General features: G+C 52.5%; 20 protein-coding genes and 1 tRNA gene. 8 read left to right on the top strand and 13 right to left on the bottom strand.

Annotated elements, in window-relative coordinates; translation table 11 throughout:
• Positions 1-79: 79 nt before the first annotated feature.
• From ACTUJZ_RS07045 to hemW, 4 genes are all read left to right on the top strand, one after another.
• Positions 80-1,177, top strand: a complete 1,098-nt coding sequence (locus ACTUJZ_RS07045; RefSeq protein WP_463635589.1) for a CCA tRNA nucleotidyltransferase — start codon at positions 80-82, stop codon at positions 1,175-1,177.
• 74 nt (positions 1,178-1,251) lie between these two features.
• Entirely contained in the window at positions 1,252-2,466 is a 1,215-nt protein-coding gene (gene srmB, locus ACTUJZ_RS07040) for an ATP-dependent RNA helicase SrmB (protein WP_463635588.1), read from the top strand.
• Between the two features lie 13 nt (positions 2,467-2,479).
• Positions 2,480-3,082 (top strand): RdgB/HAM1 family non-canonical purine NTP pyrophosphatase, encoded by a 603-nt coding sequence (rdgB, locus tag ACTUJZ_RS07035; RefSeq protein WP_463635587.1) that lies wholly within the window; start codon positions 2,480-2,482, stop codon positions 3,080-3,082.
• Positions 3,075-4,214: a radical SAM family heme chaperone HemW gene (hemW, locus tag ACTUJZ_RS07030; protein WP_463635586.1), complete on the top strand. Its 1,140-nt coding sequence runs from the start codon at positions 3,075-3,077 to the stop codon at positions 4,212-4,214. The genes rdgB and hemW overlap by 8 nt, the downstream gene beginning before the upstream one ends.
• On the opposite strand, the gene ACTUJZ_RS07025 is transcribed toward hemW, so the two are convergent.
• The 9 genes from ACTUJZ_RS07025 to ACTUJZ_RS06985 form a co-directional block, all read right to left on the bottom strand.
• Positions 4,211-5,014: a DUF2884 family protein gene (locus ACTUJZ_RS07025; RefSeq protein WP_463635585.1), complete on the bottom strand. Its 804-nt coding sequence runs from the start codon at positions 5,012-5,014 to the stop codon at positions 4,211-4,213. The genes hemW and ACTUJZ_RS07025 overlap by 4 nt on opposite strands.
• Positions 5,015-5,156: 142 nt before the next feature.
• On the bottom strand, positions 5,157-5,651 hold the full coding sequence (locus ACTUJZ_RS07020; RefSeq protein WP_463635584.1) for a PAS domain-containing protein: 495 nt from the start codon (positions 5,649-5,651) through the stop codon (positions 5,157-5,159).
• Positions 5,648-6,646: a response regulator gene (locus ACTUJZ_RS07015; protein ID WP_463635583.1), complete on the bottom strand. Its 999-nt coding sequence runs from the start codon at positions 6,644-6,646 to the stop codon at positions 5,648-5,650. The genes ACTUJZ_RS07020 and ACTUJZ_RS07015 overlap by 4 nt, the downstream gene beginning before the upstream one ends.
• Positions 6,647-6,770: 124 nt before the next feature.
• Positions 6,771-7,526, bottom strand: a complete 756-nt coding sequence (locus ACTUJZ_RS07010) for an LrgB family protein (RefSeq protein ID WP_463635582.1) — start codon at positions 7,524-7,526, stop codon at positions 6,771-6,773.
• A gap of 1 nt (position 7,527) precedes the next feature.
• The gene (locus ACTUJZ_RS07005; RefSeq protein WP_463635581.1) at positions 7,528-7,887 is read right to left on the bottom strand and encodes a CidA/LrgA family protein; all 360 of its coding nucleotides are present in this window, start codon (positions 7,885-7,887) and stop codon (positions 7,528-7,530) included.
• Between the two features lie 62 nt (positions 7,888-7,949).
• Complete coding sequence (locus tag ACTUJZ_RS07000) at positions 7,950-8,906, bottom strand: LytR/AlgR family response regulator transcription factor (RefSeq protein ID WP_463635580.1); 957 nt, start codon at positions 8,904-8,906, stop codon at positions 7,950-7,952.
• Positions 8,906-9,238, bottom strand: a complete 333-nt coding sequence (locus ACTUJZ_RS06995; RefSeq protein ID WP_463635579.1) for a DUF3718 domain-containing protein — start codon at positions 9,236-9,238, stop codon at positions 8,906-8,908. The genes ACTUJZ_RS07000 and ACTUJZ_RS06995 overlap by 1 nt, the downstream gene beginning before the upstream one ends.
• Before the next feature lie 276 nt (positions 9,239-9,514).
• Positions 9,515-9,844 carry a hypothetical protein gene (locus tag ACTUJZ_RS06990; protein WP_463635578.1) on the bottom strand — a complete coding sequence of 110 codons (330 nt, stop codon included), beginning with the start codon at positions 9,842-9,844 and terminating at the stop codon, positions 9,515-9,517.
• Between the two features lie 103 nt (positions 9,845-9,947).
• Positions 9,948-10,772, bottom strand: coding sequence for an MbnP family protein (locus tag ACTUJZ_RS06985; RefSeq protein ID WP_463635577.1), 825 nt, complete (start codon positions 10,770-10,772; stop codon positions 9,948-9,950).
• Between the two features lie 269 nt (positions 10,773-11,041).
• On the opposite strand from ACTUJZ_RS06985, the gene ACTUJZ_RS06980 reads away from it, so the two are divergent.
• Together ACTUJZ_RS06980 and ACTUJZ_RS06975 are read left to right on the top strand one after the other, a co-directional pair.
• A tRNA-Ile gene (locus ACTUJZ_RS06980) sits at positions 11,042-11,118 on the top strand.
• A 298-nt stretch (positions 11,119-11,416) separates the two neighbouring features.
• Entirely contained in the window at positions 11,417-14,839 is a 3,423-nt protein-coding gene (locus tag ACTUJZ_RS06975) for a M36 family metallopeptidase (protein ID WP_463635576.1), read from the top strand.
• A 203-nt stretch (positions 14,840-15,042) separates the two neighbouring features.
• Here ACTUJZ_RS06975 and ACTUJZ_RS06970 read toward each other — a convergent pair whose 3' ends face one another.
• On the bottom strand, positions 15,043-16,116 hold the full coding sequence (locus tag ACTUJZ_RS06970; RefSeq protein WP_463635575.1) for a hypothetical protein: 1,074 nt from the start codon (positions 16,114-16,116) through the stop codon (positions 15,043-15,045).
• A 394-nt stretch (positions 16,117-16,510) separates the two neighbouring features.
• On the opposite strand from ACTUJZ_RS06970, the gene ylqF reads away from it, so the two are divergent.
• On the top strand, positions 16,511-17,524 hold the full coding sequence (gene ylqF, locus ACTUJZ_RS06965; RefSeq protein ID WP_463635574.1) for a ribosome biogenesis GTPase YlqF: 1,014 nt from the start codon (positions 16,511-16,513) through the stop codon (positions 17,522-17,524).
• 64 nt (positions 17,525-17,588) lie between these two features.
• Here ylqF and rlmE read toward each other — a convergent pair whose 3' ends face one another.
• Complete coding sequence (gene rlmE, locus ACTUJZ_RS06960) at positions 17,589-18,209, bottom strand: 23S rRNA (uridine(2552)-2'-O)-methyltransferase RlmE (protein WP_463635573.1); 621 nt, start codon at positions 18,207-18,209, stop codon at positions 17,589-17,591.
• Positions 18,210-18,303: 94 nt separating this feature from the next.
• Between rlmE and ACTUJZ_RS06955 the strand changes: the two genes are divergently transcribed.
• Positions 18,304-19,041 (top strand): TrmH family RNA methyltransferase, encoded by a 738-nt coding sequence (locus tag ACTUJZ_RS06955; protein WP_463635572.1) that lies wholly within the window; start codon positions 18,304-18,306, stop codon positions 19,039-19,041.
• Between the two features lie 51 nt (positions 19,042-19,092).
• Here the strand turns inward: ACTUJZ_RS06955 and rluF are convergent, their stop codons facing one another.
• Both rluF and ACTUJZ_RS06945 read right to left on the bottom strand, forming a co-directional pair.
• Positions 19,093-19,833 carry a 23S rRNA pseudouridine(2604) synthase RluF gene (gene rluF, locus ACTUJZ_RS06950; RefSeq protein ID WP_463635571.1) on the bottom strand — a complete coding sequence of 247 codons (741 nt, stop codon included), beginning with the start codon at positions 19,831-19,833 and terminating at the stop codon, positions 19,093-19,095.
• Positions 19,834-20,112: 279 nt separating this feature from the next.
• The gene (locus ACTUJZ_RS06945) at positions 20,113-20,997 is read right to left on the bottom strand and encodes a hypothetical protein (protein WP_463635570.1); all 885 of its coding nucleotides are present in this window, start codon (positions 20,995-20,997) and stop codon (positions 20,113-20,115) included.
• Positions 20,998-21,256 lie beyond the last annotated feature (259 nt).

The following is a 21,256-nucleotide window of genomic DNA, read 5'->3' as shown; positions in this document are numbered from 1 at the left end:
AAAATGTTCACCGCCTGAACAGCAATTCTACGTGCATTAAGGCATAATGGCACCCCTCACTGATAACAAATGTACAGCTATGCACATCTATTTGGTTGGCGGCGCAGTGCGCGATGCAATGCTGCAGCGGCCGGTTACAGAGCGCGATTGGGTGGTCACCGGGGCCACCGCCGAGGACTTACTGGACCAGGGCTTTACCCAGGTGGGTAAAGATTTTCCGGTATTTTTGCACCCCACCAGCAAAGAAGAATATGCCCTGGCCCGGGTGGAAAAAAAAGCCGGTACTGGATACACCGGGTTTGACTGTGACGCCGGCCCACACATCTCGCTGGAACAGGACTTGCTGCGCCGGGATCTCACCATCAATGCCATGGCCCAGGATGCGGACGGTACACTGATTGACCCCTATCAGGGTCAGGCAGATTTGCAGCAGCGCGTGCTGCGCCACGTGTCGCCGGCCTTTAGCGAAGACCCCCTGCGGGTGTTTCGGGTGGCGCGCTTTGCTGCCCGCTATCATTATCTTGGCTTTACCGTGGCCCCGGATACGTTAGCGTTGATGCAGGATATGGCCGCGCAGGGCATGCTTAGTGAGCTCACTGCCGAGCGGGTGTGGCAGGAAACCCATCGCGCGCTGAGTGATCAGGATAGCCCGGTATATTTTACTACCCTGGCCCAGGCCAATGCTTTGGATGACTGGTTTGCCGAGCTTACCGAAGAACTGCCGCGGCTGGCCCGCGTATTGCCGCCTGCCCATGATGCTGGTGCTAGTGTGGCCGAACGCATGGCGCTGGTATGCGCCGGCTTAAGCCCTGAGCAGGCGAGCGCGTTATGTCAGCGCCTGCGCTGTGCCAATGAAGTCAGCCAGCTGGCGGAATTGGCGGCTCGCTTTGCCCAAGTACTCAGTTCATCCCCGGAGCCTGCCGAGCTACTGGCGATCTTCGATCAGGCCGATGCCTGGCGTAAGCCACAGCGGTTTGATGCGCTATTACGGGTTGCCGAGCTCAACCAGCCAGGTGGATGTATAGAGACGGTCAGACAAGCGCTAAACGCCGCGGCGGGCGTGGATGTGCAGCAAATTATTCGTGCCGGCCATAAAGGGCCGGCCATCCGCGAGGCACTTAAAGCGGAGCGGCTGACTCAAATCCACCAGGTGATCGCACAACAAGCCGCAAAATAAGCCGGCGAACTGTTATTGCCCGAGGGGCGGCCGTGTTACACTTACGCCCATTCGAGCTTATATAATTTTTCGCTATGACTTTTCAGGATCTTGAGCTGGATGAAGCCTTGTGCCACGCAGTGGCAGATATGGCATTCACCCGCCCTACCTCTATACAATCTTTGGTTATCCCTGCCGCATTGGAAGGCCAGGATATTTTGGCCAGCGCCCCTACCGGCACCGGTAAAACAGCGGCCTTTTTGTTGCCGGCTTGCCAGTTTTTGCTCGACCATCCGCGCAAAGAACCCGGCACCACCCGTGTGCTGATCCTCACCCCGACCCGGGAGTTGGCGATTCAGGTATACGAGCAGGCCAAAGCCATCACCGCGCACACCGATCTTATCTGTGGTGTGATCACCGGCGGCATTAACTATGGCACCGATAAAGCCACCCTGAGCCAGAACCTGGATATTCTGGTGGCCACACCGGGACGGCTGTTAGAGCATATCGAAAAAGAAACCGCCGATTGCCGCGATATCGAATGTTTGATCCTGGATGAAGCTGATCGCATGCTCGATATGGGCTTTGCCACAGTGGTCAATCAGATTGCCAACGAAGCGCGCTGGCGTAAACAAAACATGCTGTTTTCTGCCACCCTGGCCGGTAAAGGCGTGCGCGAGTTTGCTACCAATATTCTCAATGAGCCAGCGGTACTGGAAGCCGACCCATCACGTAAAGAAAAAGCCAAGATCCACCAGTGGTTCCATTATGCTGACGATCTGGCTCATAAACAGGCACTGCTGCTGCACATTCTTAAAAATGATGCGCAAAGCACGGTGGTATTTGTCAAAACCCGCGACCGCCTGCAGGAACTTAAAGACTTTTTGGCCAGTCAGGATGTGCCGGTGTGCTGGCTGCAGGGTGAAATGCCGCAGGATAAACGCAATGCTGCGCTGGCCCGCTTTAAAAACAATGAAGTACCGGTTTTACTGGCCACCGATGTGGCGGCTCGGGGTATCGATGTGCCTAATGTGTCGCATGTGATCAACTTTGATATGCCGCGCAAAGCCGATATCTATGTGCATCGGATTGGCCGTACCGGCCGCGCCGGCGCTAAAGGTACTGCTATTTCTCTGGTGGAAGCCCACGATGTGGAAGTGCTGGGTAAAATTGCCCGATACACCGGTGAGCCGTTAAAAGCCCGCGTGATTGACAGCCTGCGGCCCAAGCATAGAACGCCCAAGGCGCCGCCGAAGAAAAAGAAAGTAAAAAAATCAGCGGCCAAAAAATCTTCTAAAGCAAAACGATAGAGCGAGACTGCCCATGGCTTTTCCCGACAAAATTGTGCTGGCTTCCGGTAACGCCGGCAAACTTAATGAATTTGCCAAACTGTTTGCTGAACAGGAGGTACAGGTATTACCTCAGCACGAGCTGGGGGTAGAGGATGTGCCGGAAACCGGTACCACCTTTGTGGAAAATGCCATCATTAAGGCCCGCCATGCTGCCCGCCAAACTGGCTTACCGGCGATTGCCGATGATTCCGGGCTGGTGGTCAACGCATTAGGCGGTGCTCCGGGCATCTACTCGGCGCGCTTTGCCGGCGAGCAGGCCAGCGACACCGATAATATCGAATTGCTGTTGTCGCGCTTAAATAACGAAGCCGACCGTCGCGCTCACTTTATGTGTACTCTGGTGTTTATGCGTCATGCCGATGATCCGGTGCCATTGATTAGCCAGGGTCACTGGCATGGCTTAATCACTCAGCAGGTGGCCGGCCACGGCGGCTTTGGCTATGACCCGGTGTTTTATGTGCCCTCTCACGAGTGCACCGCGGCAGAGCTGGAGGCGCCGGTGAAAAATACCATCAGTCATCGCGGCCAGGCCATGCAAATTTTAATGCAACAAATGAGGCAAACCTTTGCGTAATCCGCCGCTGGGCTTGTATGTGCACATCCCCTGGTGTGTGCAAAAGTGCCCGTACTGCGACTTTAATTCACATGGTCTCAAAAGCAGTCTGCCGGAAGCAGAATATATCGCGCACCTGCTGGACGATCTGGCCATTGATGCAGCGCTGGTAGGCAATCGCCCGGTAAGCAGCATTTTTATCGGCGGCGGCACGCCCAGCCTGTTCAGCGAGCAAGGTATTGCCCGTCTGCTGGCAGGGATCCGTGAGCGGGTCAATCTGGCCGCCGATGCCGAAATTACCTTAGAAGCCAACCCGGGCACCGTGGAAGCCGACCGTTTTGCCGGCTATGTGCAAGCCGGCATCAATCGGATCTCCATTGGTATTCAAAGCTTTCAGGCCCAGCATCTTAATGTATTGGGCCGCATTCACAGTGCTGATCAGGCATTATCTGCCATTGGTGAAGCGCATCAGGCTGGCCTCAACAGTTTCAATGTGGATTTGATGCATGGCCTGCCCGAGCAGAGTATCGACAATGCGCTGTCTGATTTGGCCCAGGCTGTGGCCCAGCAGCCCAAGCACTTGTCCTGGTATCAGCTGACCATCGAGCCCAACACCGCGTTTGCCTCGCGCCCGCCACAATTGCCCGATGATGATATCTTGTGGGACATTCAAACCCAGGGCCATGCCCTGTTACGCGAGGCCGGCTATCAGCAATATGAAATTTCCGGCTACGCCCGCCCAGGCTTTGAATGCCAGCATAATCTCAATTACTGGCGCTTTGGCGATTATCTGGGGATCGGCTGTGGCGCCCACGGGAAGATTACTGATATTGACGCCGGCACGGTGACCCGTACGGTTAAAGTGAAGCATCCGCGTGGCTATATGGAGATGGCACGGCCATATCTGGATAAGCGCAATCCGGTAGAGGCCGATGAGATGGCCTTTGAATTTTTTATGAACCGCTTTCGTCTGGTGGAGCCCTGCCCCAAGCAGGATTTTACTGATTTTACCGGCACCACGCTAACCGATGAACAGCTTGCCAGCCTGGTCAAGGCTGAACAGCAGGGGTTGCTGATAAGCGATGCTAAGCACTGGCAGGTCACCGATAAAGGTCGCCGTTACTTAAATACCCTGTTGCAAGCATTTGTTTAATCTGGCTGGCTGCCAGTATCGCGGGTGATCACATCATAAGGGGCAAATTCGGGAACCGCCTGGCGTAGCTGTTCTTCAGTGGCGTTAAGCTTTTTCAGCTTGGTACAAAACCATTGTGCTTTGTTGCGCAAGGTCAGCGCCTTGGGCGCCATCTCACTGTCCAGTTGTTCACCGACTGCTTCAAGTTGTTTGGTCAGGCGGGCCATGCGTTCCGGATCGATTTCAGTATTGTTGGCATTGATGCCGCTGATAGCCGATAAAATACCGCCAATAGAAGTGGAAATGCCCCCTTCCAGCTGTGCTTCGATCTCGGTATCGACAAATTCATCCACACTTTCCAGCGATCCGGGGCCGATAAAATAGTGATCGCTGGCGTGGCGAAATTTTTCTTTTACCCGGGTTTTGACCTTGCCCATGGCCGATTGCAAACGCTCATAACTATCATGATCGGCGCCCACCAGGCCCTGGTACACATGGTCGATGGTATCCACCGCCAGATCCACCCCTTCGGTGGCCAGTACAATCATCTGCGGCACCACATAATGCAATCCTGAAGCATAGTCGTGGAGCCAGCGCGTTTGCTGATCATCTAAGGCCACCAGCCGGCCGCCGATAAATAATTGTTGTTGTTGATTGATTTGCAACACCGTGCGGGATTTATCCATCACACGCAGTTGCTCATCATTGACCACCAGCCCATAACCAAAGTCGATGTCACAGGTGAAGTCGTCGGCCATGGCAAACGGGCAGCATGCCAGCGACAAAACGCCGGCCCGGACCAATTGTAAAAGTGTCTGCATTATCATAATTTTTATTGTGGACAGCAAAACCCCAAATAAAAAGATGGGATAAGCCCAACCTGCGAATATTCAGGTTAAATCTAAGCATTTGGTTGGAGTAAAAAATGCACCAGAACAGTGCATGACGGGCAAACCGGCCGCACTAATTCCAACGGCCCGGATCCTGCTCTGCCGCTTCACTCTGGGCAACCTGCAAGGCTTCCAGTTGCTTTTTGCCTGCGGCCACATCGGTGACATCATATATCATCATACTAATATTTTCGACCTGCCCGTTGGCCGAGACCAGCGGGGCCAGTGTGATGTTTTGATACATAAACGGCTCATCGCCGGTAATGGGCCGGTAGTTAGGGAATTTGAACAAGTACGGGCGCTGTTCCCAGGTCATAAAGGCGCGGGTTTTTAGCTCGAACACCGGGCGGGCTTTTTGGCTGAACCAGGTCTGGCTGATATCCGGAAACAGGCTGAACAGGGTTTTGTCGCGCACTTCACTGGGCAGCAAACCACTGTGACTTTCCATAAAGCCATTCCACACCTTCACTTCAAACTGACGATTCAGCACTACGATGCCCACATCCACGCTTTGCAGCATGTCCATCATCCAGTGAAAGGCTTGCATTTCATCTAGTGCCTGACTCATGCCATGTCCTCCAGTAAATGGGCCAGTTTGTGGTTCATGGTGGTCATTGAAGCTTCGGTGAACAGCAGCATCAAATCGCAGCGCACATTGTAGCCTTCTAAGCCGTAGCTCAGTTCTATCGCCAGAGTACGACGCCATTTAAGCTGATTGGCCGCCACAATGTCAGTGATGGCGCGATGCTGGCCCAGTACGATGGGGTGGCCCTGGCTAAAATGCACATCCAGTTGTTCGGCCAGGCCGGATAAACAGGTGCCAATCAAAATGCTGGCGGCATCCATCAGCATTTCCAGCTGTACGCGGTCGTCCACCTCGCCTTGCACATTTAAAATGCGTGCCACATCCTCAAAGCTGGAGTCACTTAAAATACACAGCGCCTCGCCGCGGATCCCCGGGCCGATAAAGCCCTGGCACACGGCACTGACTTCTTCATGGCTTTCGATGTCAGACAGCATCATATGCAGTTCAGACACTTCGATCAGGTTCACATTGGGAATCGGCAGATGCACAAAAACCCCCATGATGCGCGCCAGGTGATCCCCTGCCCGGCCCATGGCAATGTTGGTGATCTCCTGATAGCAGTCCCGGATGGTGGGGTCGAGTCGTGAAGCCGGCCTGCCCTCTTCGCCTGGTATGCTTAGAATACGGTGTTTGATCAGTGTTTCGCGCAGCACATCGTTATTGACCGGTTTGCGAATAAAATCGCAGGCCCCCAGTGCGGTCACCCGCTGATGCGCTTCTGGTTGAATATCGCCGGAGATGACCACCGTTGTCACCGGCAGCTGTTCATCCTGAATGGCCTGCAAGGTGGCGTAACCATCCACCTGCGGCATATTTAAATCCAACAGCAGCACACTGCCCTTACCGGCACGCAGTAACTCCAGCGCTTCGCCGCCATGTTTGGCAAAGTGCACCGCTACCTGCCAGTCTTGCGGCAGGCTTTTGGCCACCTGTTTACGAGCCACTAACGAATCATCACATACTACTACTGAAACCATATTGTGCCGTTGTCCGTCCTGGTGTTAGCCACCCGGTTGTTTGCCGCCCTGCTGGCCGGCAATAAAAATACTATGTTCATAATTGAGGCTCAGGCCTGTGTTGTCTATAAGCCAAAAGGCCAATTTATACCAGCGAACCAAATACAAGGGGCAAAATAATCGCGGTCATGATGCCGTTCACACATAAGCCCAGACTGGCCATGGCCGCTGTTTGCTCGCCCATCGACACCGCTTTGGCGGTGCCCACCGCATGGGCCACCGCGCCCAGCGCCACACCCTGGGCTTGTGGATCGCTCACCCGGGTCAGACGAAAAGACCAGGGCGCGACCACCGCTCCCACAATACCAGTGATGATCACAAATACCGCCGCCAGCGCCGGAATACCACCAATCAGGCGGCTGCTTTCCATCGCCAGAGGTGTGGTAATGGATTTGGCCAGCATGGTCATCTGTATTGCCAGCGGCGCATCGGCTAAAAACACGCAAATCCAGGCCAGCGCCGGGGCGATCACTCCGGCGACCCCGATGGCAACCACCAGCCGCCAGCCTTGCTGGCGCACCTTGTGCCATTGAGCGTACATGGGCAAGGCCAGCGCCACTGTGGCCGGCCCTAAGAGCCAGTGCAATAAGCCTGCATACTGTTGGTAATCGGCCACAGACACCTGAACTTGACTTAAAATCAATAAAATAGTGGTGGCGGTCACCAGCAACGGGTGCAATAGCGGCTGGCCGCCGGCACGCCGGTTCAGCCATACCGCTGCATGGTAGATCAGTAACGTGGTGCCCAGCCAGAGCAGGCCGGTAAGGGTGAATGTTGCTTGTACCACCCCGATAAATGTTTGCCCGCTGGCAAGGATGGCATCAATCCATGCTTGCGCCATCTTACGCTCCTGTACGCAAAATGCGGCTGGCCAGCCACGCTGCCAGCGCCAGGCTTAGCGCAGTGGTGAGCACAATAGCAATACTGATACTCGGCCAGTACGGCTGGATTTGTGGCCACAGTGCCACCACCCCGCATACCGCGGGCACAAACAATACCGCCATATGGCTAAGCAGAGGCTGGGCGGCCCGGGCCAGATGCCGGGGCGGTTTGCGGCGTAACAACAGGCCGCTGAGTAAGAATAATAAGCCAACCAATGCACCTGGCAAAGGAATGGCCAGTGATGTTACCACTACCTCGCCGGCCAGATAGCAGCCAATTAACAGGGTCAGCCCCCAACAATACGAAACAAACGCAGCCATAGCAGCCATTTATCATTGCGTGATGGCGACTATGGTACTGCACCGTAATCGACCCTGCCAGCCTAGTCGGGCGCCTGCCCGATGGCTTGCTGCCAGTGTGCGGTGAAATATTTGCGACTGATGCGCAGCCGCGTATCGTCTTTTAAAATGGCATACATTGCCTGGTTTTTGGCGTGCTGCACAGTTTTGACAAAGCGCCGGTTAACCAATACTGAGCGATTGACCTTGGTAAAATAATGCGGACACAGCTTTTTACACAACTCATTCAAGGTGATGCGCACCACGTAGTTTTCATCCGCCGTATAGATACACATGTAGTCGCCGGCCGCCTGCACCCATTGAATTGCACCACATTCGATGGTGCACCAGGCATTTTCACTTCGCAGGGTGATACGATGGCTTTTTGCCTGGGGTGGCTTGCGGCTACTTAACCAGCGGTGGATTTGGTCTGGCACGATCCGCATTTGCTGTGATAACCGAATAATAGCCTGTCCGATGCGCCGTTGCCGGGCCTGAGCATGAACCAGCCCTACCATATGGGCGATGGTGGCCTGGATTTGTTCAGCCTGCAGAGGTAATTGGATAAAGCCGCAGGCGCCATGCTCAAAAGCGGTCATGGCGTGGGCATTGGTTTGGCCTACCGCTATCACTGGCTGGCTGAAGGCGCTTTTTGTTCCGCTAAAGGCTTTTGTTTCGCTAACGGCGTTTTCCGGTGCGCTAACGGCTTTTGCCGCATTAAACGGCTTAAGGCCCGGGGCATCAGTAATGATCACCATCGAACAAGCCAGCGCTGTTTCTGGGATCGCAGTCAGCGGGTACACAGCATCCACGCCGGGCTGCCCGTCTAACCTTACCACTAACTCATCAGCCAACGCCGCATTTTTCACAGCGACGACCAGCACCACCCTGGCAGTGGCGGTAAATGGGTTGGCTGCCAGACTTCCCGGCTCGTCTGCCACTGGTGTGGGTGTGAGGGCAGAAGCAGCCGGCCGGGTGATGCCAGCATCACGCCGGGGCATTAGCGTGACGCTGTTAAAGTACGGCTGTATTTCAGGCGTTTGGCTAAAAACGCGCCTGTGACCTCAGCCTTGCTGGACAACGCAAATGCATGGATGTCCATGCCGTTACAGACCAGGCCTCGCTCCAGGTCGCGATAGCTCACCCGGCTGCGTTTTACAGCGCGGTGCAGTTTGTGATTTTTGTTGTCGCGAATGGCTTCACACACTTTGATTAAATCGGCTTCCATTTCTTGTGGATAGGCTGCCTGGGCATTGAACGAGACACCTGCTGACAAGACACAGGCCACTGCTGCACTACCAAGGGTTTTTGTCATTACCGAAAATTTGCTCATGATTCTTCTCCAGGGGGAAGGCCAGGCAACCGCGCCGGGCTTACTAAAAAAGTAGTGAAGATTGGCTCATGAGCAGGGGAATTACGGTTAATCGCATGTATTTGCGACTGTGCGATAAAGCGGCAATTTTGGGCGGCAAGCTACCGTGGCCAGGTGCTATTGGTCGCAATGGCTACACACTTTGTAACAAGTGGTCAACCAGATAATATGTCGGGGGAATTTGCTAGAAGAAGGTCAGCAGTGCAGCAGGATGCTGCACTGGTAGATAAAATATTCTTAGAAAAAGCTGTCCTGATGGATACGAATAAAGGCAGGCGTGCCGGCTTTACTGTAATCAACTTTGTATTCTTTACCGTTCAGGGTTTGAATAAACAACAAGGTTTTTTCGTCGCCAAATACTTCACTGGTGGTGATGTCGACCAGCTCCAGCTCCATCACCTTGGCTTCCCGCTTATTTTCCGGCACTTTGCCATCATAAGGTTTCAGGCCACGAAAGGTGACCAATACCGCAGGATTGTCTTCGCCATTAATTACAAGCAGGTCGTATTTTCTAATTTTATGAATGATTGTGTTACGACCACTTACCAGAAAGGGCTTTTCTGTCATTTTGTTCTCCGCACAAGCTGGCTATGAGGTTGATTGCTAAACAACAAAGATAGCAAAGAAAGCACGCCGATGCACACAGAACCGTGCGCCTCAACCACTTATATTAGTCTTGTTTTAAATACACTTGGTGCGGCGCATCCCAGCGGATCCACTCATTACGTGTCAGGTTGCGCAGCACTTTATTGCAGCGCTTGTCGGGGGCATCGGCCAGGTTACATTCAAGTCCGGGCACCAACTGCGCGCGGAATAAAATTTTACGCAATTGCGCACTTAAACGTAAATCAGCCACATTGGCTTTCAGCGGTAAGTCCAGCGTGATCCGGTTCGGCTTAGCACACACCGAGGGCGCGCTTTGCGCATCCGGCGCATCACACTGGCCGCTGGCCAGTAAAAACGAATAGAGACCCGGGTCATCTTTACCGGCTTGTTTGAGCTCAATACGCATAAAGGTGTGGCCAGCCTGAGGCGACTGAAACATGGCCGGATTATTCACTGGCGGAGCCAGTCCGTCGCCGGTCAAATGATTTTGGTCAAAGGGTAAGCCCACTGTAAAGCGGATCACCGACGCCCGGTTTAATAGCTGCTCATTGGCATCTAAGCGGATAACCGAGTTGGCTTGGCTGTCATTGCAGGTATCGTGGAATTTAAGTAAGGCCGCGGTTTTTGACTGCCATTCATTGGGTAAAAAGCTAAGCTCCTGCCAATGGTCGCCAATCTTGATGCGCGGTTCAGACACGTAAAAGGCCAGATAATCCACCTGCCACCACTCGTTGTTCATTTTAATCTGACTGCGACACTGGCTGCCCTGACTCAGGTCTTTGAAAGCCACCGGAATGTCACCAGGGGCTTTAGCCGGGCCAAAGAGGTCACAGCCCGCCAGCGTTGCCACCAGCAGCACAGCCCCACACCATTTCGCCCACAAAAACACGTTTTGCCCCAACAAAATTGTACTCACACCTTTTTATTAATTTTACTGCCCCATAGCCTATAGTACAAAGTTTGCTACCGCAGCCGCCACAAATTTCACAATGGTGGTGTAAAGATTTGCGGCCTGCGCCCAAGGCCTATGCATAAATATTCGGCAACTGACTGTGATGAGGGCAAAAAAGCGTTATCCAGCGGGGTGACATCGACGCAAAAACTGCTTATACTGCGCCGCACTGCCTGGTTGCAAAACCGGCAACCATCCTTCTATACGGCCCCATAGCTCAGTTGGTTAGAGCATCCGACTCATAATCGGCAGGTCCCCTGTTCAAGTCAGGGTGGGGCCACCATTTTTCTGCCGCACTCTATCAAACGCCATTTTGACTGCGATTTTTCGTGCCTGAATCTTCCGTCTAACTTTTCTGTCGGATATCTATCATTCAGGTGGTATCAGTACTGTGGCCTTATCACAACCTAATTTATCTTGGTTGTCAGCTACCTGGGTCACTGGTAGGTGCAGTTGATTCTAGTGGTTAACCCCTATGGTGAGTGACTAATTTTTATTCGATGCTGAAACGGTTCAGCTACGTGCGCGACATCTTATCTTGCTTGCATGTCGTCGCTAGCCCTAATCGCAAAGGATCGATAATGAAAAAAAATACGCTCGTTTATGCTGCGGTGGCAGCTGCACTGCCCTTTATGGCCAGTGCATCCAACGTACACCTTCCGCTTGAAGCATCTTCACATCGGATTGCTGACATTCGTCTTGATGATAGCTACAGCAAAACACCAGCAAACAGTGCGCTTGCACAAGCACTCACGCAACTAAAATCTGAGTTTCCCAATGCGACTGCGCGCACCACAGCCGGGAATGTGGATAGCATATTCGGTATCGCTATTGCTGTCGCCGGTCACTCCCCTGAAAGTATGGGCGAGGATTTCATCCAACAACACAGTGATTTACTTGGCGGGCTGACGCTAGATTCTTTGGTATTTAATCCTCACCGAAGTAAAGCCGCGCTGGGAGGGCATTTGATTCGCTTCGACCAGGTTGTAAATAATGTCAAACTGCAAAACCGTGGCTTAGGATTGTTGATAGACAAGTCGCAGATGGTTCGGGCGGTATTTGTAGATACTGTTAAGGATCCCAGGCTGGCCAATACGTCAGTACTCGATGCCACAGCTGCTGTGGGTGTGGCAACCGCTGACCTGCTGACTCACAAGCGCATTCTGCCGGCAGAGGCGCTGGATGTATTAAATCCGGCGTTTAACCAAATAAAAGAACGTCTTGGTGTATTTGCTAATCCTGTGCCTGAGCAGGTCATCGTCCAGGACGGTGATAAATTGCGGCTGGCGTGGCGATTTTATTACTATTCCACCAACCCGTTTGGCGTCTTTGACTATGTCATCGATGCCCAGAATGGCGAGATCCTGGCTAGAAATGATCAGGTCAGAACTTTGTTGCCCACAGATAGCAGTACACAAGCCACCCAAACGGGTGCCTTGCAGCAGACAGCAGATTACTTTCCCACCTTCCCTCCTATCACACAGTCCATGCAGCAGGAATGCTTAATTGAGGATGACACTGGCGGTTACACCGGTAAGCCTAAAGGCATGGAACGCATCAATCTGCGTAAATTCGATGACACCAATGTTACTACAGGAGTTGAGGGCCTGCTGACAGGTAAGCATGCCGTAATTGAAAGTGCGCTGGCCACCAAGGGGCCGTTTCCGCAAGCTGCCACGGGAACTTATCATTTCAGTGAAGATACTGGTATAGAGGCGCGTCCAACAGAAAATGACCATGTGACCCCATCTCCGGCGCACCACCTCGACGGCATTAGTCAGTTTATCTATATCACCACTTTGCTCGAGTATCTGGATTACCTGCACAAAGATGGCGACAGTGTGCACAGTCGCGGCCTGGGTGATGGTTCCTTTCCAGACAGTTACCCCAACGAAGCGGTACCACTGACCGGCGTGGTGCATATTCCTAATGTACTGGATCCGCCCGAAGATCCAACCGACCCGGAATTCATGGCCAAGCTGCTCGGCTTGGATAACGCGTTTGCTGTCCCGTTATCGCAGGAAATAGCTGGCGAAGAAGTAGTGGTGAACCCTACCGCTTACGGGCACGGCTATTTATTTAATAATTTAGCTCTGGATTTTTCAGTTCCTATTCACGAAGGCACCCATGCCACCATTACACCCATTGCCGGATTTGAAGGTGGGCCTGAGGGCGGCGCTCTGAACGAGGGACAAGCGGATTTATGGGCTTATACTGTAGGAGAAACCCCTGATTTAGGTACTTACCCGGTCAATTCGTGTGACCTGCGCAACTTTCTAAGCGAGCAAGGCGTTGATCCTGATTCATTTGAATTCATCCGGTCTGCCCAAAGTCAAATTCGTTACTCACAACTTGGTACCCGGGACAATGCCTTTGAGGTACACCGCGACGGTGAAATTTATGCCGGTGCCATGTGGGATCTCCGCGAATTGATGGTAGCGCTACAGCCTGCCAATCAATTTCAACGCCCGGACTCAGTAACTGGCGAGCCAACCCAAGCGACCAGTGTGGGTAAAGAAACCTGGGAGCGGATTTTCCTAGGCTCGATGTATGTACTGGGGGTTACCGCGCCGGACACCTTTGTGAAAGCCCGGGATGCGGTTCTCATTGCCGATTCGGTTCTTTATCCCAGTGATCCATTGGATATAACCGCTCCTGGCCGACACCACGCGTTAATTGAACGTGTTTTTGCTGCCCGTGAGATGGGCGCGAACGCCAAGGCCCCTGTGGGCGGACGTCAAACTGTATCCACCGCTGTCAGTGAATTCACAGCCAGTCAGGAGCAGCCCGCCACGCCCGCCACGATTGATGCGCACATTATCTCTGATGATGCCATCGAAATTAGCTGGGAGGCGGTGCCTGAGGCTATTGCATATCAGGTACTTAAGCGCAAAAAAGGGACAGTTTCACGCTTGTTTACCGGGGTGCCGAACCGCGAATATTATGAAGGTGACTTGTCCTTTGATGGGTTCACGCATGTAGAGTTTGTGGTGGGTGATACTTTGTATATAGACAAAGGCCAGGGCCTGGGCAGAGGAGCTGGCCAGGGCATCGATTCATTTGATTATGAGTATGTGGTGCGAGCGATTGCGCCAACTAGCAATCAGCAAATCGGTTTCTCAGCGATGTCAGGGATTACTTCTACCGGCTTAGATGCGGTAGATGTCAGTAAACAAGTCGACTACCAAATCGCCAACGTAAGCTTCAATGACGGTATTTTTGCCTTTGATCTGGCGTTGATCAATAACGGCGATGAGCAAATTTATGGTCCAATAGATTTCGATATCACCCGTATCAGTGATCGCAGCGTCACCGTGGTCAATGCCGACAATGGCGGCAGTGGTAAGCGTCGGGATACCGCAAGATTCAGATTTGATCAGTCACTGGATGCTAACAGCACATCGGCCATGCGTAATGTGCAATTCAATAATCCCAATGGCAAACTCTTTACCTTCCGAGCTCGTGTCAATGGCTACGAAGCCGGTGCATCATCAACTGGCGTTGGCGAAACACCGACGAATGATACCTCGGCACCCAAAGAGCAGTCGGTGGTCTACCACAATATCGAAGAGCACACGGGTGTGATATTGCTTGGTGCAGCCGATGAAGCACTTGTAGAAGGTGTCGACTACATCGATATTCCATTTACAGCACTTCCCAGCGCCTCGAGTGTGGTCGCCACGCTTAGTGCTGATGCTGAGGTTGTCGCAGTACCGGACCTCGACTTTGAATTGCTGGATGCTGATGGCAATATTATGGACTCGTCGGGCAACCTGGGTTCGAATGAGCAGGTAGGCGGTGGCATAGTTCCGGGCCAAACCTATACCGCACGCGTCAATGGCTGGGCCAACGGCCCAACCTCCTATCGCGTGGTTATCGACCAGTTTGTGAGCGATGTGCAGGATGCCAACATAGATGAAAGCGGCCAGTCGACAACAGGCTCGATTATATTTGAGTTCAACCCTCTCACACAGACTATTACGCCGGTAGGCCTCGTGAATTAAACCCTAACCATCACATTACCTGAGAGTTAATAATCGCCCTACTTGTTAATCTAAACAGTAGGGCTTTTTTCTAAACATTAGCTTTGCTGTAACCGACTATCCGGATTTCGCCATGATAACCCTATCAAATAGATGAAATAACCGGCCTGGCACAACAGCATTTCGACAAATTAAAAAGAAAACTTAGAACGCTTCGGCCCTGTCTAATCACATCGCATCAACGGCTGTGGGTCGTCAAATCCCACTACTTTATATTTGAATGCGGAGCGCTCTGCGACACTATCATCGGTACTGAGCATAGTCACCACCGGGCAGGCCTGAGCGCCGCTTTGCAAAGATACCTTTCCGCCATCGACATTCTCTTTTACCAGCTCTAATTCGGGGACTTCGGGCGTGCGGTTATTGCCTTTCATATAAGCCTGAGCGAGCTGTATAGCATCTTTGGCGCAAACCAATCTGTGCTGCACGTGCGTAGCCTTACCAAGCTGTAACTCCAGGTCGAGTGACTGGGATTGCTCACCGTATGGGCCAAAAAGTAAAAAGGAGGACGGCGCCAGTTCCACTTGCTTGAATGAAGTATTCTGCTGGCCGTCCAATTTTGTAAAAAGGGTAGCTTGGTCCAACTGGCCCAGCGCAGAGACTATCCGCCCTGAGCACAAGTCTATGGCAGTACTAAAGCCGTCGGCCATTTTTTTGCGAAACCGCTGTTCGGCTTTGTCGACTAATTTTTGGTCGGCCACCGTATCAGGAGATTCACCGACCAAAGTGGCTGCCCCTGCCAGAACGGTTCCCCACATTCCTTCTTTGTCCACATCCACATCACCAGCCGACTTAAAATCCACCTGGGGGGGCTCGACAGGTGTAAACCAGAATGCGAGTTTCTTGTCTTCAGGGGCATAGAAAGACTTGGTGCGCCCGGTCAAGGCAGTATTCACTTCAAATCGCACAAACTCATCTACATCAAAACTTGCCCCCAGCTTTTCTTTTTCCCTTTCAAGCCAGCGCCAGCCTCTTACCCCCAGCTTGAGGGTCATAACATTTTGGTCGTTAGGGTCGTAAGTTACCTCGCAGGCGTGTATCCAAAGAGTCCCACTGTAAACTTTGTCTCCTTGTGCATTTTTTCGTTGCAAGCCACGGAATCGATTTTCCAAACGTTCGCAAATTTTTGCCCCTGCAAAATCGGTCACAGCCGCAGATAAGTTATTTTCCTGTCCCAGAGCACTCATGCTGAACCAACTCAAACAAACACTTCCTAATATGGCTATAGCACCTTTCATGTTTTCCTCCGTGTAAGTGTCGGGATGGGAGCGTCATGATGTCGACTGCCGGTGGAGTTCACCCCTGAAATTTAATTTCGATACGCGACTTATTTGTTAAAAGCTCGCATTTAGATGGAGTAAATGTCACATAAATTAGAAGCTAGTGGTGATTACCTCCCTGTAGCCTATAGACGAATTAGGGTATTTAGCCGCTAAAAAAAGCTTTTTTCGCCTTGCATTCCCGAAAGGCTAACGAACAAAAAGTAGCCACAATTGGTATTTACAGAGCATGGGATGCGCCAAACAGCATTTTCATCAACTCGATTCTTAAGTCGTTATGTTGAATAGGTAACGCATCAGCTTTACTAATCACGTAGAATACCGACAACGTAAGAGACAGAGGAACGCCGACGTGGCCTTACAGTGGTTTCCCGGGCATATGCACAAAGCCCTGAAAGAAATAAAAGAGTCGTTGCATCAGGTTGATATTCTGATTGAGGTGCTGGACGCCCGCATCCCCTACTCCAGTGAAAATCCTGAGATTGCCAAGATCCGTGGTGATAAACCCTGCCTGAAGATTTTGAACAAATTTGATTTGGCCGATCCGGATATCACCCGACAGTGGCAGGAAGAACTGGAAAGCGAGCGTGGGGTGTTGACGGTGACGACCTCCAGCGATAAACCGGCTGAGAGTAAACAGATTTTGGCCATGGTGCGCCAGCACTGCGCGGCCAAAGATGCCTCGGTAAAAACCATCAATGCCATGATCACCGGCATTCCCAATGTGGGCAAATCCACCCTGATTAATATTCTGGCTGAGCGCACTATTGCCAAAACCGGGAATGAGCCGGCGGTCACCAAGGGCCAGCAGCGTATTAACCTGGGCAACGGTATTGTGCTGTACGATACCCCTGGCGTGTTATGGCCCAAGCTGGAAAATCCCAATTCAATCTATCGGCTAGCCGCCTCTGGTGCGGTCAAAAACACCGCCATGGAATTTGATGACGTAGGCTTTTTTGCCGCCGATTATCTGATCAAAGCCTACCCGGAGTTGATGCAAGGGCGCTATAAGCTGGATGAACTGCCCGGCACCGAACTGGAATTTTTAGAAGCCGCGGCCAGACAGCGCGGCGCGATCATGCGCGGTGGCCGGGTCAATCTGCATAAGATTTGCGAAGTGCTGCTCACCGAGCTGCAATCGGGCAAGCTGGGCCGGATCAGCCTGGAAACCCCAAAAATGGTAGCGCAGGAAAAAGAAGAAATGGCCGCAGCTGCAGCGAAAAAAGCAGCGGACAAGGCCAAACGCAAGCAGCGCTTTAAAGAAGGTTCGTTGACCCCGGATAAGCGTGACCGCAAAGAAAAACGGACCGAAAAACGTGACGCACAAAGCCAGCGGATGAAAAAAGGCGCGGACAAACGCCGCTAGCCTTTGGTTAACATGCGTCGGGCTGGCGCTGCCTGCCCGATTAAACCTGCCGCGGCGGTCTTGATTAGCCTTTAAAACCTTTACCTACCAGATATACTTCGCGCGAACGCGGCCGTGAGGCCGCCGGTTTGCGCACTATCACCTTGTCAAAGGAACGGCGCACTTCTTTGGCATATTCGTCATAGCCCACGCCCTGAAATACCTTAGCGCAAAAGCTGCCGCCGGGTTTTAGTACATTGCGCGCCATATCCAGCGCCAGTTCCACCAGATAAATCGCGGCGTACTGGTCGGTGGTTTTCACACCGCTTAAATTCGGTGCCATGTCTGATATCACAGTATCGGCCTGGCCGCCATCCAGTGCTTCTAGAATCGCGTCATAGGCAGCATCTTCGGTGAAATCACCCTGGATAAAGGTCACGCCGTTGATGGCATCCATGGGCAGAATGTCCGAGGCAATCACTTTGCCATGTTCGCCCACCGCCGGGGCCACAATCTGTGACCAGCCACCGGGCGCCGAGCCTAAATCTACTACTACATTACCGGGCCGGTACAGGGTATCTTTTTCGTTTATTTCAATCAGCTTATAGCTGGCGCGGGAGCGGTATCCATCTGCTTGCGCTTGCTTTACATACGGATCGTTAACGTGCTCGTCGATCCACTTTTTACTGGTTTTTGACCGCGCCATAAAGTTAGCCTGCTCTGCTGTCGCAAAAAGGGCGAATATTGTAAACTTGTGCGCTTAAATTGCAAAACCAATCCCCTCAGGCAGGCCGGCGACCATGAAAATCGATGATGTAAAAAAACTGCACCAGAAAAAATACCGTGCCGAACTTGGCCATTATCTGGTGGAAGGTGAACACCTCGTCATCGAATTACAAAAAGCGCTTCAGCAAACTGGCGAGGCACCGCCAATCCGGCTGTATGTAACCGAAGCCCGCCTGGCCTGGGCACAGCATACCGTGCCGATGTTTGAGACCACGGTGATTAGCGACCGGCAAATGGCGCAACTCAGTGACACAAAATCCCCGCAGGGTGTGGTGGCCTGTGTGCCGTTACCGGCTGGCCCGGCAACCGACTCATCCGGTCAGCGCTGCATCTTTTTGCATGAGGTACAGGACCCGGGCAACTTAGGCACCATCATTCGCAATCTGGTGTGGTTCGGCGGCTTTCGCTTGCTGCTGAGCCCCAACAGTGTCGACCCGTTTAATTCCAAAGTGGTGCGCGCCAGTATGGGAGCGATTTTTCATCTGCCTATTGAAACAGATTGCGCGCTGGAAACGCTGCCCCAGCGATTTGCCCGCTTTGCCTATCTGGATTTGCAGGGAGCACCCATCAACAGCCCGGCATTTGCTCAGTACGACTGCTATCTATTTGGCAATGAAGCTCGCGGTGTACCGTTGGAACGGCTTTCCGGCATCCAGGCCGATGCCTTTACCATTCCCGGCAACGGCCCGATTGATTCGCTGAATCTGGCCAATTCGGTTGGTATTTGTGCCTACCAGATGACTCAGGCCTAGCCTTGGCGCCTGTTTGCCCTAATGCGGACCAGGCTTAGGTGGTTAACCAGATTACGGCGCGGTTTTTTTGGAATGTTTTACCGCGGTATTTAATTGCTGCAACTCTTGTTTGGTCAGGTTCCGCCATTGGCCGGGGCGCAGTTTTCCTAACTCAATATGCATGATGCGGGTGCGCTTAAGCTTGGTTACTTCATAACCTAAAAATTCACACATCCGGCGGATCTGACGGTTCAGCCCCTGGGTGAGAATAATACTGAACTGAAACTTACCCCGCGCACTGACTTTGCACGGTTTGGTCACTGTGCCCAAAATCGGCACGCCTTTAGCCATCTTGGTCAAAAAGCGCTCGCTGATGGGCTGGTTAACCGTCACGATATATTCTTTGTCGTGGGCATTTTCGGCGCGCAGCACCTTATTGACGATATCGCCGTCGCTGGTCAGTAGAATCAGCCCTTCAGATGGCTTATCCAGCCGGCCAACCGGAAAAATCCGCTCTTTATGGCCGACCGCATCTACGATATTGCCTTTAACATGACGTTCGGTGGTACAGGTGATGCCAATGGGTTTGTTGTAGGCGATGTACACCCGATCCGACTTATCTTTGGCCACCCCACCCACAATTTTGCCATCCAGCTTGACGGTATCACCCGGCTGAATTTTGGTACCCAGTTCTGGCGGCTTGCCATTAACCGTTACGCGCTGCTGCTCAATCAGCTTATCGGCCTCTCGGCGCGAGCACACGCCGGTGTCGCTAAGGTATTTGTTAAGTCGCTTAGGAGGTTCTGTCGTCATATCCGGTTTACCACTTACAATCGCGCTTGCTGGCAGGCCCGGCCTGATCAACCGCTTAAAAAGATGAGCGCGAGTATAACAAATTCTTATCCCGCCACCATCATCGGCTACATCATTGGAGATAGCGGCCTGGGTCGCCATGACGCAATTTTTTTATCGTGCCGCACCCAATACAGACATCCGGGCGCCAAGTCGGGAGCTCCTGCGACGACATGCGTGATTTAAGGTAAAGTTGGCCGTAAGACCAAGGATTTTGCGGCGGCCCTAAGCCGCCGGTCTTTAAAACGTTTTCACATGCACATCAGCATTTTTCAGCTTTTGTAATGCAGCTACCTGCGCCCGACGCTGTCCAGCAAATACCTGAACCAGGTTTAAGGAGACCGGGCTATCCAGCGACAGCGTAAAACCACCACCATTAAGTAGCGCAATAAGCGGCGCCTTAGCCTGCATCGTGTTTAAGTCAGCTACGTTTACGGCTTCAATATTGTCAATCAACGCCTCACGCGCGGCATCAATATCTGGAAAACGGGCAGACTGGTTTACCTGGTGGCTAAGCAATGCATCCACCGCGCCTTTATCTTCAAGCGTGAATTCAAACTGGCTTACCGTGCTTTCGGGCAAGCCTTGCGCCATCGCGCCGGCGGATTTATCAGCAAAACTTTCCAGCAAGGGCACGATGTCCTCAACCTCGGCGGTCAGTGACAAATGAGCCGATTCTTCGGCATCAAAGGTCATCTGTTCCAGCACCAATTTATCTGCGTCTTTATCAACATTCACCTCAATCACAAAATCAGCCCCTTCCGGAGCGCCCAGAAACGCCAAAGCCAAATGATCAGTAACAGAACGCGGTGCATCGCTAAGCAGCTGCTGGGCCAGCTTAATACCCTGCGCTTTCACATAAAGATGCTCAAAGCTATTTTCCTGCAGGCTGTCTGTTTGCATCTCAAACTGTTCGATGGTCACAAGGTTTAACATATTGATGTTGCTGAGGCTGACTGTGCCAAAAATATTGGCTGAAATATCATCATAGGTAATAGGCACACCGGCTTCGGTAATATACGCATCCACAGTTTGCTGCGCTTCGTCGGTGGCATAGCTGTTGGCAGTCACATAGGCGGCAGCAAAAGCGCCTGCAACGGCTAGCCCTAAAATTCCTTTTTTCATCGGTAAGTCCTGTCGTTATCTTGCAGTATAAGTGAGGTGGCACGGGGTGCCGGAGATGGCGATGGTACCATCAGGGGATCTGTGCTGCATCTGCACCGGGGTATTATTGCCAATACCCCGGCAAGGTGCCAGATACGCTTGGGCGCAGATGCGATAGATGTTGTTACAATGCCTGTGTTGGAACGCTTTAAACGCTTGAGCCGCGAATATTCCTCCTAAGCTCACACTACCCGTCAGGCTCAGGCAGCCGCCAAGTTGG

It is taken from the genome of Alteromonas sp. WD8-37 (genome assembly GCF_055326825.1).
Note: the sequence above shows the minus strand (reverse complement) of the source record. Positions and strands in the feature narration are given on the sequence as shown.

Coding starts and splice junctions, on each gene's coding strand:
- ACTUJZ_RS07000 (WP_463635580.1), bottom strand. CDS start 8,906: ATGCCCCGGCGTGATGCTGGCATCACCCGGCCGGCTGCTTCTGCCCTC.
- rdgB (WP_463635587.1), top strand. CDS start 2,480: ATGGCTTTTCCCGACAAAATTGTGCTGGCTTCCGGTAACGCCGGCAAA.
- ACTUJZ_RS07015 (WP_463635583.1), bottom strand. CDS start 6,646: ATGGTTTCAGTAGTAGTATGTGATGATTCGTTAGTGGCTCGTAAACAG.
- rluF (WP_463635571.1), bottom strand. CDS start 19,833: ATGACGACAGAACCTCCTAAGCGACTTAACAAATACCTTAGCGACACC.
- ACTUJZ_RS06995 (WP_463635579.1), bottom strand. CDS start 9,238: ATGAGCAAATTTTCGGTAATGACAAAAACCCTTGGTAGTGCAGCAGTG.
- ACTUJZ_RS07005 (WP_463635581.1), bottom strand. CDS start 7,887: ATGGCTGCGTTTGTTTCGTATTGTTGGGGGCTGACCCTGTTAATTGGC.
- srmB (WP_463635588.1), top strand. CDS start 1,252: ATGACTTTTCAGGATCTTGAGCTGGATGAAGCCTTGTGCCACGCAGTG.
- ACTUJZ_RS06975 (WP_463635576.1), top strand. CDS start 11,417: ATGAAAAAAAATACGCTCGTTTATGCTGCGGTGGCAGCTGCACTGCCC.
- ACTUJZ_RS07025 (WP_463635585.1), bottom strand. CDS start 5,014: ATGCAGACACTTTTACAATTGGTCCGGGCCGGCGTTTTGTCGCTGGCA.
- ACTUJZ_RS06945 (WP_463635570.1), bottom strand. CDS start 20,997: ATGAAAAAAGGAATTTTAGGGCTAGCCGTTGCAGGCGCTTTTGCTGCC.
- ACTUJZ_RS06955 (WP_463635572.1), top strand. CDS start 18,304: ATGAAAATCGATGATGTAAAAAAACTGCACCAGAAAAAATACCGTGCC.
- ACTUJZ_RS06990 (WP_463635578.1), bottom strand. CDS start 9,844: ATGACAGAAAAGCCCTTTCTGGTAAGTGGTCGTAACACAATCATTCAT.
- ACTUJZ_RS06970 (WP_463635575.1), bottom strand. CDS start 16,116: ATGAAAGGTGCTATAGCCATATTAGGAAGTGTTTGTTTGAGTTGGTTC.
- ACTUJZ_RS07045 (WP_463635589.1), top strand. CDS start 80: ATGCACATCTATTTGGTTGGCGGCGCAGTGCGCGATGCAATGCTGCAG.
- rlmE (WP_463635573.1), bottom strand. CDS start 18,209: ATGGCGCGGTCAAAAACCAGTAAAAAGTGGATCGACGAGCACGTTAAC.
- ACTUJZ_RS07020 (WP_463635584.1), bottom strand. CDS start 5,651: ATGAGTCAGGCACTAGATGAAATGCAAGCCTTTCACTGGATGATGGAC.
- ACTUJZ_RS07010 (WP_463635582.1), bottom strand. CDS start 7,526: ATGGCGCAAGCATGGATTGATGCCATCCTTGCCAGCGGGCAAACATTT.